General features: G+C 51.2%; 8 protein-coding genes and 2 pseudogenes. 1 reads left to right on the forward strand and 9 read right to left on the reverse strand.

Annotated features, from left to right (window positions below; genetic code table 11):
* Nucleotides 1-215: 215 nt before the first annotated feature.
* The 4 genes and pseudogenes from ACN28Q_RS22325 to ACN28Q_RS22340 all read right to left on the reverse strand — a co-directional run bounded on the left by ACN28Q_RS22325 (nt 216) and on the right by ACN28Q_RS22340 (nt 5037).
* Nucleotides 216-497 (reverse strand): hypothetical protein, encoded by a 282-nt coding sequence (locus tag ACN28Q_RS22325; protein ID WP_095848344.1) that lies wholly within the window; start codon nt 495-497, stop codon nt 216-218.
* A gap of 1 nt (nt 498) precedes the next feature.
* Nucleotides 499-711 (reverse strand): annotated as a pseudogene (locus ACN28Q_RS22330) (RES domain-containing protein); the annotation flags it as partial.
* A 379-nt stretch (nt 712-1090) separates the two neighbouring features.
* The gene (locus tag ACN28Q_RS22335) at nt 1091-1297 is read right to left on the reverse strand and encodes a hypothetical protein (protein WP_095848345.1); all 207 of its coding nucleotides are present in this window, start codon (nt 1295-1297) and stop codon (nt 1091-1093) included.
* Nucleotides 1298-1302: 5 nt separating this feature from the next.
* The gene (locus ACN28Q_RS22340; protein WP_095849159.1) at nt 1303-5037 is read right to left on the reverse strand and encodes an RHS repeat-associated core domain-containing protein; all 3735 of its coding nucleotides are present in this window, start codon (nt 5035-5037) and stop codon (nt 1303-1305) included.
* A 165-nt stretch (nt 5038-5202) separates the two neighbouring features.
* Here ACN28Q_RS22340 and ACN28Q_RS22345 point away from each other — a divergent pair.
* Nucleotides 5203-6716 (forward strand): IS3 family transposase gene (locus ACN28Q_RS22345; protein WP_418251458.1). Its coding sequence is split into 2 segments (ribosomal slippage): nt 5203-5653 and nt 5653-6716, totalling 1515 coding nucleotides; the frame shifts between segments, so codons are not numbered across the junction.
* A 1-nt stretch (nt 6717) separates the two neighbouring features.
* Here ACN28Q_RS22345 and ACN28Q_RS22350 read toward each other — a convergent pair.
* The 5 genes and pseudogenes from ACN28Q_RS22350 to ACN28Q_RS22370 form a co-directional block, all read right to left on the reverse strand.
* A complete protein-coding gene (locus ACN28Q_RS22350) occupies nt 6718-7458 on the reverse strand; it encodes a PAAR domain-containing protein (RefSeq protein ID WP_095848346.1) in 741 nt (246 codons plus the stop codon).
* A gap of 14 nt (nt 7459-7472) precedes the next feature.
* Entirely contained in the window at nt 7473-8567 is a 1095-nt protein-coding gene (tri1, locus tag ACN28Q_RS22355; protein WP_095848347.1) for an ADP-ribosylarginine hydrolase Tri1, read from the reverse strand.
* Between the two features lie 291 nt (nt 8568-8858).
* A complete protein-coding gene (locus ACN28Q_RS22360) occupies nt 8859-9464 on the reverse strand; it encodes a DUF6707 family protein (protein WP_095848348.1) in 606 nt (201 codons plus the stop codon).
* Between the two features lie 184 nt (nt 9465-9648).
* Nucleotides 9649-9780 (reverse strand): annotated as a pseudogene (locus tag ACN28Q_RS22365) (RHS repeat-associated core domain-containing protein); the annotation flags it as partial.
* A gap of 349 nt (nt 9781-10129) precedes the next feature.
* Nucleotides 10130-10570 (reverse strand): hypothetical protein, encoded by a 441-nt coding sequence (locus ACN28Q_RS22370; protein ID WP_095848350.1) that lies wholly within the window; start codon nt 10568-10570, stop codon nt 10130-10132.
* Nucleotides 10571-10578: the final 8 nt, after the last annotated feature.

Genomic DNA, 10578 nt, shown 5'->3' on the forward strand with positions numbered 1-10578 from the left:
CAATAAGTCTGTTGAGCAACGCATCCAGCCTAGCGGATCCACTCAAGTTAACGGATCTCCGACATAAGCATAGATATTCAACCCACCCGCCAACCCTAGCGGCTCCGGCGAAATAATTTATCTGATTTTCGGGTCGTACTACCGGCTTTTGTAGTAAATATCTTTCGTAACGTCGCCATAGTGTAAGGAATTGCTTACGCTACCGGCATATTTCTTTATGGCATCCGCATTAAACACTCCCGAAGACGCCTGAGTAACTCGGGATCATCAAGACAGTCTAAGGGTCTGATTTTGTCAAGCATAGGTACTTCCTGTTCTATCCACCATTCTCCTTCTTTTATCCCTCTTTTTCCGTAAATAACGATTGCTAAGTCAATGGCGCCATTGAGTTTACTAGATAAAATACGTGCATTTTCATCTAGATAATCCTCAGCGTAGAGCTTTACAAAGTCATTCCAGTCAGCGTCACTAGAATAATACCTTTCTAATCTATGCATATTAAAATCCAAAGGAAACAATCAAACTTGAACCAGTAATATTTTGTGCTGAAGGAGCTAATATCCCGTCATATCCTTGAGACTTAGCCCATGATCCAATCTGATGAGTAACATCATATTCACTTCCAGTAATATCTTTTAAGGATACACCAGGTTGATCTCTGACATTTGGACGTGTCAGATCCAAGACATTATTGAGCTGCACTTTTTTGCTGGTTAGCTCACGAGTAGATAAATTAACTTTCTATGCATTAACTTCAGCAAGAGCTGTTTTCCGAGAGTTTGCACCATACACACCACCCAAACCTTTTCCTGTATATCGATGGTTTGCGCCCCTACATTCCATTTAAGCATTTGGCAGCCGCTCAAACTGCGTGTCATGCCGGGCAGCATTGCCATTACCGTACCGTGCAGGATATTCGGGATCTATGGCGCTGTCTCGAAGGACTGAGGCGGGAACCGTTCGATGAGCACGCCGCCGCCGAGTGGCTTAACCGCTTTCCCGGCGGGCTGGTTCTGGCGGAGATTACGAGCAGTGACTGACCTATAATAAAAAAGCCGGAAGGATCATTAAGATCGCTTCCGGCTTTTTATCAGCAAAAATTAAAATAGATATTACTTATTAAATCACCATCAACTTTTTCGACAGTCCTTGTCTTGACTTTATTAAAGTCAGCTAAAATGCCTTTTACTGGCACATCATCCCTTGAAATATCGCCATAGAATGATTCTCTCTCACTCTCTGGAATATACTTATTTATTAAATAAATAAGATTTTTTCTTAATTCTTCATCTGTCATGGCATTTACTCTGGAATAATACTAACTTTATCGAAAATAACAGTATAACCCTTTTCTACTGGTAGTAACTGTAATGCCCCCCCTTTGCCATACTCAGGATATGCGCTGGTAAAAAGTTCATACCCCGGCCCTCTATCACCATTGGCAAGCGGGACTTTAACCTGAGGTACTCCATTCTTATAAAGCTGTAGAGTATCAAATTCCCCTAACAGTCGAGCATCACTCCATGAATCAGGATTACCTTTTTCGTAAAAAATTTGATATGCATCTCTGGCGTCATGTCCGGTTTTATATTTTGTATACCCGAAGTAACTTAATGGAGCCGACTTGCTTTCCATTGTCTGCGCAGCAAATTTACTATTCATATACCGATAAGCAGTGGAAGGCATGGTCGCACTCGGCCCCGCTGGCCCAACATAAAAATCGGGTTTGCTACCGGAACTACATTTACTCAAACCTAACGGATCGATCCAAGTAAGCGGATTCGGCGCATACTGATAAAGGTTAAGACCGCCTCTTAGCCCTATCGGATCCGGCTGCGTAAACCTACCGCACTGCGGGTCGTAGTATCTGAACAGGTTATAATGCAGTCCGGTTTCCCGGTCAAGGTATTGCCCCTGATAACGCAGGTTCTGCGGGGTTGCCAACTGCTGCGGGGTGCTCTCGCTGCGGGTTTCGCCCCAGGCGGAAAACTGTCCTTGCCACACCAGGTTGCCGTGCTCGTCGGTCATGCGTGTCGGCAGGCCGTTCAGCTCGGTATGGTACCAGTAGACCTCGCTGCTTTCGCCGATGCTGTCGACGCGCGCCAGCGGTTCCCAACTGTTCTCTTGATAAAGGTAACGCGTAGCCTGTTCAGGGCGCAGGCTGCTTTGTTCTCCCACCATCCGCAGGCCGTTCCAGTGGAACGTGACGGTTTCCGGTTCGCCGTGGTGCGGGTAGAGGATTTTTTGGCTACGGCGGCCCAGGGCATCGTAGCGGTATTCCGCCCGTTGATAATGCGGGTTGCCGGTAAAGCTCACGCCGGTCAGCCGGTGTTCCGCGTCATAGCTGAAACGTTGTTCTTCACCCTGTGGGCCGTTGTGGCGCCAGTTCAGGCGGCCAAAGCGGTCATAGCCCCAGCGTGTGCCGCCCAGGCGTTGCAGCAGGTTGTGCCAGACCGTGGCCGATGAACTGTCGGTGCGGTTGCCGGCGGCGTCGTAATGGAAACGTTCTTCCTGATGTGGCTGGATACTGTGGGTGAGCTGCCCGCGCGCATCGTAGCCGAAGCGGCTTTGCAGGCATTGCGGCCCCGGTTGGCCGATGCCGTCTTCGGTGAACATCTGCTGCACCAGTTGATCCTGGCGATCCCACAGGTAACGGCGTTCAAACAGGAAAGCGTGCTCACGTTCACCGGTTGCACGGCGCAGGGTGATGCGCCCAAGTGCATCGTAACGCGTCTCCTGGTGCAGCGCGCCCTGGGTGCGGCTGATTTCACGGTGCAACGCATCCCGCTGCCAGCCGGCGATATCAAACGTGCGGCCGCCGTGTTGCAGATTCATCTGCAGCAGGTGGCCGGTGCCGTAGCGCAGGTGGTTCAGGGCGCTACCGTCCGGCATCCGAGTGGTCAGCAGGTTGCCCAGCGGATCGTACTCATGCTGCCAGTGGCCGCTTTGGTTATCTTCGCTGCACAGGTTGCCGGCGGCGTCGAGGGAAAAGCGCAGCGTCTCTTCCCACTCAACGGGCTCTCCGGTTGCCTGGGCCTGTTGCCAACGGGCCAGCGTGGTGCGGCGCAGCTCCACGCTGCGATCTTCATAGCCGTATTCGGTGTGGCTGTCGGCGGTGTCCTTCGCTACCCGGCGCCCCAGCGCATCATAAGTCAGCCGCGTGTGCAGCGGCGCAGTGAGTTCGCCCTCGGCGGCCAGTGGGTATTCGGTGATCTGTGTGAGTTGCCCCAACCGATCATAGCCATACTGCGTACGGCGCCCGGCATAGTCGGTTTGCGCCAGCAGGCGATCGCCGTTGTCATAATCGAACTGCCAGCGATCGTGGTTGGGGTTAAGCAGGGCGGTCATGCGACCGAAGCGATCGTACTGATAGCGGGTTTGCAGGCCCGCCGGATCGGTTTCACTCACGATTTGGCCACGCACGTTGCGCGCTACCTGGCGTTCAGACACGCCATCGACAGACTCGCGGCACGGTAGGCCGGCCCGATCGTAATCATAGAGGGTTTCACGGCCGTCGGGGCGGATCAGGCGCTGCAGGCGGCCTGCCGCGCTCCAGTGGAAGCGGGTGCTGTTGCCTGCAGCATCGGTGCTGCTCAGCAGCCGGCCGCTATCGTCGTACTGGCGCGTGGCTGAATGGCCGGAGCAGTCTTCCTCCCGCACCAACTGGCCGCGTTCGTTCCACCAGAAACGCGCCGTGTTCTCCAGCGCGTCGGTACGGGTAACCAGATCGCCCTGATCGTTCCAGCTAAAACGCGTCACGTGGCCCAGCGGATCGGTCTGTTCGACCGGATCACCCAGTACGTTATAGCGGTATTGCCAGCAGGCGCCGTCAGGCAGCACCGTTTTCAACGGCAGTGCCCAGGCGGCATGCCAGGTGGTCTGGGTTGCCCGGCCCAGCGGATCGCGTAGCAAGGTCAGATTGCCGCGTTCGTCATGTGCCAGTTCCCAGCGTTGCCCTTCCGAGTTGACTACTGTGCTCAGGCTTTCACGCTGTGCCGACCATTGGAACTGCCAGCGGGCGCCGTAGCTGTCGGTATAGTCGGTAATGCGGTTCAGCGCATCCCAGTGGTGTTCGGTGCTGCCGCCGGACAGGCAGGTGACGACGGCGCTGCGCGCCTGCTCATCCGCATCCAGCACCCAGTGTTCCAGGCTTTGCTGCTGCTCATCCAGCACTTCATAGGCATTGACGCGCCAGTGCGGGCCTTGTGCGGCGGGTTGCCAGTGATAACGCACGGTCAGCCCGGAGGCATAGCTGTGCCAGGCCATCAGCCCGCAGTCGCTGTCCCAGCCAAAGCGGCGCGTGGTGATGCCGTCCGCATCCTGCACGGCGATCAGTTGCCCCTGTTCGTTGTAGCGATAATTCACCAGCGCATGCCGTTCATTGCCTACGCATTGGTGCACGGCGGCCAGCCGGCCGTGGTGCGCTTCATAGCTAAGTTCAACTTCCAGCGCCTGATTGTCGCTGGCGATGTTGATCAACTGGCCGGCGCTGTTCCAGGTGAAGTAATGGCAGTTCTCATGGCGATCATAAATACGGGCGATGCGCCATTCGCCTTCACGGGCCGGATCGGGTTCATAAAGCTGATGTTCGCCATCGGTGTTTTGCAACAGCATCACCCCTTGCCGGGTGCAATAGAGGGTAAAGCCGTCTTCATAGAAATGGATAATGTCGCCGGGCTCAACGGCGCCCAGGCCAATTTCGCGCCCGGTGATGTCGCGCCAGACGAATTGCAGGCTGCCATCGTCAGCCTGGAAACGGATCAGGCGGGTTTCGAACGGCAGCATCCAGCCGGTGCCCAGCATGCCGGTGGAGCGGTTACGGCTGTGGTACAGGCGCTGCCAGTTCAGCGGCAAGCGGTCCGCCAGCGTAAAGTCCAGATCTTCTTCACCAGCCAAGATCTTGGCGCCAGTGGGAATATGCACCGGCAGGGCAGTCATGGTGGCAACGGTCAACGCCCGTGCGGCCGACGCCCCGATGGCATTGGCCGCCAGTTCGGAGGCGGCAGCGGCAGCCAGCGTACAGGCGATTTCTTTCATCGCCTGGCGCCGTACCACGCGGCTGAACAATGATTGTGCCAGTTTGAGTCCGTCTCTGCCCAGGCTGCCGACCAGGGCGCCGATAAAGTAGGCCAGGGCATTCCCCCTCTGTCAGGATAGATGGCACCCCTATCGAAAACACTAATGACAAGATGGGACCCGATCGTGAAACGTATTTCACCAGAACGTAAATCAGCCGCACTGGCTAAATTACTGCCGCCCTACAACATGACCGTCACCGCAGTTGCACAGATGGAAGGGATATCAGAAGCTACCCTCTATAACTGGCGTAACAAGGCGAAAGCAGAGGGAATACCGGTGCCGGGTGCAGACAAAACCACAGACCAATGGTCAGCCGATGCCCGGCTGGCAGTGATTATCGAAACCGCCACACTCAGTGAAGCGGAACTGGCGCAATACTGCCGTAAGAAAGGGATTTATCCTGAGCAGATTAGTCAGTGGAAACAAGGATTTTTGCAGGTATCTTCGCCTAATGATAAAGCCGCGCTCAGACAAAGCCAGAAAGAAGTCAAGCAACTGAAACGCGAACTGGTTCGTAAGGAAAAGGCGCTGGCGGAGGCGGCAGCGATACTGGTGCTCCGAAAGCAGTTGCGGGACTTCTACGGGGAAACCGACGAGGACGACTGACATCCGGCACAGAGCGACAGGTCCTGGTGGGTTATGTGCGCGAAGCGATGGTGTCAGGCGCTCGATTGTCGGTGTCGCTCACTGAAGCCGGATTAAGTGAGCGGACGTGGCGACGCTGGCAAATCGCGATGGAGGACAAGCGTGCCAGCGCAGTCAGACCCTCGCCGGCGAACCGGCTAAGTGCGCAAGAAGAGCAACAGATACTGGCGGTGTGCCATCAACCCGCGTATGCCAGCCTGCCCCCGTCACAAATCGTGCCGGAGCTGGCTGATAACGGGATTTATCTGGCGAGTGAATCAACCTTCTACCGTGTGCTGCGTCGGCATGGAGAAGCGCATCGCCGGGGACGACAGCGAGCGGCACAGAAAGTCACCCCGGCAACGACCTGGCAGGCCAGTGGGCCGAATCAGGTGTGGACATGGGATATCACATGGCTCCCGTCAACCGTGAAGGGACGCTGGTTTTACCTGTATCTGGTGGAAGACCTCTTCAGCCGAAAAATCGTGGGATATGAAGTGCATGAAGCAGAAAGTGGCGAGCAGGCAGCCGCCCTGATACAGCGCACGGTACGTCGGGAAGGATGCTGGCAATGTCCGCCGGTGCTGCATGCGGATAATGGGGCGGCGATGAAGTCGCAGACGTTGCAGATGAAGCTGCATGAGTTGGCAATAACGCCGTCTCACAGCCGGCCAAGGGTCAGTAACGATAATGCCTATGTGGAATCGCTGTTCAGGACGCTGAAATATGTGCCGCAGTGGCCGTCATCGGGGTTCGACAAGTTAGATGATGCGCGTGAATGGGTAGAGAGTTTTACCCGGTGGTATAACGAAACGCATAGACATAGCGGCATCAGGTACGTAACGCCAGGCCAACGGCACCGTGGTGAAGATGGCAGGGTGCTGAAGAAGCGGGATGACGTGTACCAGATGGCAAAAGCGCAACGACCTGAACGCTGGTCTGGCAGGACACGGAACTGGCAACCGATAGGCGAGGTAATGCTGAATCCAGAGCGAGAAAAACAGGCAGCCTAAATCAACCGGGGGTGCCAACTATCTTGACACTTACCGCATTTTTGCCGCTGCGGATATCGCGCACCACGATGCTGTCGCCGCCGATACGCACGCGCGGGTTGCCGGCGACCGTGATTTTGGCCTCACAGGTGCTGCGATCGCCGTTGCGTGCCGCCGGGTGGCCGTTGATCAGCACCTTTTTCGAGCCTTCCGCCAGGAAGTTGACGTTTTCCGCCAGATGGCCCTTGCTGCAGTCAACGGTATCTTTGTCGGCGGGGGTGGCATGGGGACTGGCGCTTTCCACCGTGGGTTGAGTCAGATCGTCCCAGACATCGCCCAGCCAGTTTTTTACCGCATCGCCGTCGACCTTGCCGAGTTTTTCCAGCACGGCGCCGGGGTGCATCACGGTGGCGGCAATGCCGGCCGCCAACGCAATGGCGGTGTCCAGTGCGCCAGGGCCTTCCGCGTCGGCCGCCGGGCTGTTGAGATAGGCATGGTCAACGGTGCCGGCGGCGCGTGCGGCCGGTTTTCCCATAATCTTCACGTTGTCGGCGCCGCTGGTTATTTTGGCGTCCGGCGGCCCTCGCAGACCGAGTGCGTCAAGCGCGCTATCGACGGCATTGCCCGCCGCGTTGCCTATTTTTTCCGGCAGGCCGCTGGCCATGGCGCCGACCAGCAGTCCCACACCGACCACGGCACCCACGCCGGTGCCGAACAGCGCGGCCGAGCCGACCAAAATGCCGTAATAGATAGCGCCTTCCACCTTTTGGGGTATGACTATTCATTAGGCGATAAGTTAAATAATTTTTCGGCTATTTCTGTTATTCGTTTGTGTTGTGCCAGCTTATTTAACCAGTCGTCAGGGATTGCAGAATAGCCATATAGGGCACCTGCAATCTGTCCTGCTGTTGCGGCCACGCTATCTGCATCATCTCCCAGATTGGCTGCGAGTAAAATGGCATCGCGAAAATTATCCGTATTCCATACGGCCCACATTGCTGCTTCTAATGTATCTATTACATAACCGCTTGATCGAATTTGATCGCGACTTTTGTTTTTGTACTCACCTGCGTTAATAAGTAATGCTCTCACGGGTAATGTAATAATGTGCTGAGAAAAAGTATCTTCTTTACTATAACCATTAATGAGATAATGGAGTATCAAACCTAAGAACTGACAACTACGCATAGACTCTACAGCACAGTGAGTTGCCATGCTTTGTCTTTCTGATTCCGTATATGTATTATAAAATGACTTTCTTCTAAAAATTGCTACGGGTGCATGACGTATTAATGCTGCGTTCCCTGCGGTTTCTGGTTCGGAATTGCCAAACCATCTTTCTCCGTATATCAAATATTGTTCTAATGCATAGCGAGTTGTGGTGCCAATATCAAAGCAACGACCATTGGAGCTATTTTCACCAAACCGATACCAGCGCACAAGGTTATCCCTGAATAGCGTTATATCTAATCGTTTTGCTGTTAGATAGGTATCGGCAAGGCATAATGCCATTGATGTGTCATCGGTCCATTCGCCGGGTTTTAACCTGAATGGACCGCCGCCAACCATATCATTGATGTGCTTTGCGTCACGTGGCTGGAACTCGAGTGTCGTTCCTACCGCATCACCGATAGCTAATCCAACAAGAGCGCCTTTTGCCTTATCAAGTGCAACTTCATCAGTAACAATTTGGGGCTGTGATTCTTGCCATTGAACCTTCCCGCTGGTGACATCTATCATAGGGGGATGTCTATGCTTTGGGGTGCTATAGTTCATCCGATCCTGAAGCCGTTGTGATACCACAGGAAGTAGATGTCGATACCGTTCCGCATAGCTTTCCAACGTATTTACATTTTGGTGTAAATCAATCATTGTATTTCCTTTTGAATTACATTGTTAACACCATTATGCTTATTATTCAGTTAATTTAATAAAGCGTGATTTTCACTACGCCAAAAAAAGCTAAGATTCACTTGTAAATATGAATTGCCATAATCATCATGGCTGTTCATTGTTAATAAGGTATTATTCCTTCTAGGCTTGAATACGGTGTTCCTACTATGACTGAACGGGCTCGTAAGTGGTAGCAGTGTCGCAATAGTTAGTAAATGACGTTTCTTCAGTATGGAATTTTTAGTTTTTAACCCCAACTTAATTAAGTTGTTATTTAAAAGGCATTGTCTTTTCAATTCCTATTAAATTAATAATGTCTTTGCAGGCTGAAATTTGTTTTTCTATCTCGGTGTTTCCTTGTTTATTAGATTTTTCTATTTCTTTTTTTATTTCATCAATTTTTATAATTTCCATTAGATATAGAATCCTTTCATTATACTCCATTACTTTGTCTTTACTATCGATAGCCTCATGTAGTCCATCAAGGAAAATATTTTCACCTTTTAGCATTCTCTGAAAAACACGGTGTTTTATTGATATTTCCAATTCATTTCCGGTCTCAGTAGCTATGATGATTTTTCTTATCGCTTCAGATGATTCTGCCAATTCTTCTTTTTCTCTGGACATTCTTGATTTTAGGGATAGCGCGTATTCTATCCAAGTCCAGGAATCAAAGTCATTGTTAAAAGGAATTTCTGTCAAAATATCTAATAATTCATTGGTTAATGAGTATTTTTTTAAAACATACAGGCTGTATGCTAATCTGGTTAGAGATTCAAGTAATATGATTGTCGTCTTTTTGTTTTTATTTGGTGTTTTTAAAACAAATTCATTGAGAGATGGGCTGATTTTTTCTATTTTATTTTTTATATTCATTATGCTGTCTCTTACCTATTCAAGGTGCCGTTGCTATCAAAAATCTTCTAAGGTTTTCGAAATGATGCTATGAGTAGGCACTGCCTGAGGCGAGGTTTGCGCCTCGGTAGCAGCAAAAAGGCGGGAATTTTCCCGTCAAACGGCCTGTCCAGCGACTGGTAATTCTATCTCTACGATTAGATCCTTTAGATGAACAAGGAGTCAACCCCAGCGGATCGATCCACCCCAACGCATTCGGCGCATACTGATAAAGATTTATCCCACCCGCCAACCCTATCGGGTCTTGTTGCGTAAACCGGCCTACCTCTGGGTCGTACTACCCATTTGGGTTGTAATGGGTCAAGGATTTTGCATCGTAGTTCATACGCTACCGCCCTTCAGTGATAGTTTTTATCTGCACAAAATTATTTTAAATCAATTGGTAATGAAAATATAGACTGATTGAAGCATAGTAGTATCCCCATATCGGCGTGGACAGGGTACGGGATAACTGTATATCTGGCAGGAGACTGGTTGTCATAGTTCGGCCTGCTCGGGGAACCGCTAGCGATCAGCGTGATGCCTGGCAAGGTAGTGCTTCAGATTCCGCAAGAAAATATATTGGCGTAACAGAATATAAAGAATGGCCGGGAAGATTCAAAGATATCCATTCCGGCCATTTATTTTTACTTCATCTCTTTTTTCTTAGCTAAGTAAAAATCAAGATACTTTTTCGGTCTTTCTTTAAATGCACGAGCTTTGCCATAACTATAGGCGTCGTCAAAGTATTTATATGATTCATCATATTGTTCTAACTCATAACAGACCATTCCAAGATCGATCAACGGAGCAGTATCTATATCGGATCCTCGCGTTTGCAATGCGACTTCCGCCCATTTTTTAGCCTCTTGGAAAGCTGCCATATCAAAATAAGCACTATATATACATGCTGCAATCCAACCGGCAATTTCCCACTCTAGCTTAGATTCAGGAAGCAATCCCCAAGCCTTGTTATATTCATTTAAAGCCTCTTCATAAGATTTACCATCATGAAGTTCATTGCCTTTCTCTACAGTAGAAACTATTATCTCTTCTAATTTTTTATTTTCTTCAGCAAGCTCTTTCATTACACACC

This window comes from Gibbsiella quercinecans, from assembly GCF_002291425.1.
Classification (GTDB): domain Bacteria; phylum Pseudomonadota; class Gammaproteobacteria; order Enterobacterales; family Enterobacteriaceae; genus Gibbsiella; species Gibbsiella quercinecans.

What these genes read in the sequence shown, in the direction of transcription:
- ACN28Q_RS22370 (WP_095848350.1), bottom strand. Translation starts at nt 10,570, where the DNA reads ATGAAAGAGCTTGCTGAAGAAAATAAAAAATTAGAAGAGATAATAGTT.
- ACN28Q_RS22340 (WP_095849159.1), bottom strand. Translation starts at nt 5,037, where the DNA reads ATGAAAGAAATCGCCTGTACGCTGGCTGCCGCTGCCGCCTCCGAACTG.
- ACN28Q_RS22325 (WP_095848344.1), bottom strand. Translation starts at nt 497, where the DNA reads ATGCATAGATTAGAAAGGTATTATTCTAGTGACGCTGACTGGAATGAC.
- tri1 (WP_095848347.1), bottom strand. Translation starts at nt 8,567, where the DNA reads ATGATTGATTTACACCAAAATGTAAATACGTTGGAAAGCTATGCGGAA.
- ACN28Q_RS22335 (WP_095848345.1), bottom strand. Translation starts at nt 1,297, where the DNA reads ATGACAGATGAAGAATTAAGAAAAAATCTTATTTATTTAATAAATAAG.
- ACN28Q_RS22360 (WP_095848348.1), bottom strand. Translation starts at nt 9,464, where the DNA reads ATGAATATAAAAAATAAAATAGAAAAAATCAGCCCATCTCTCAATGAA.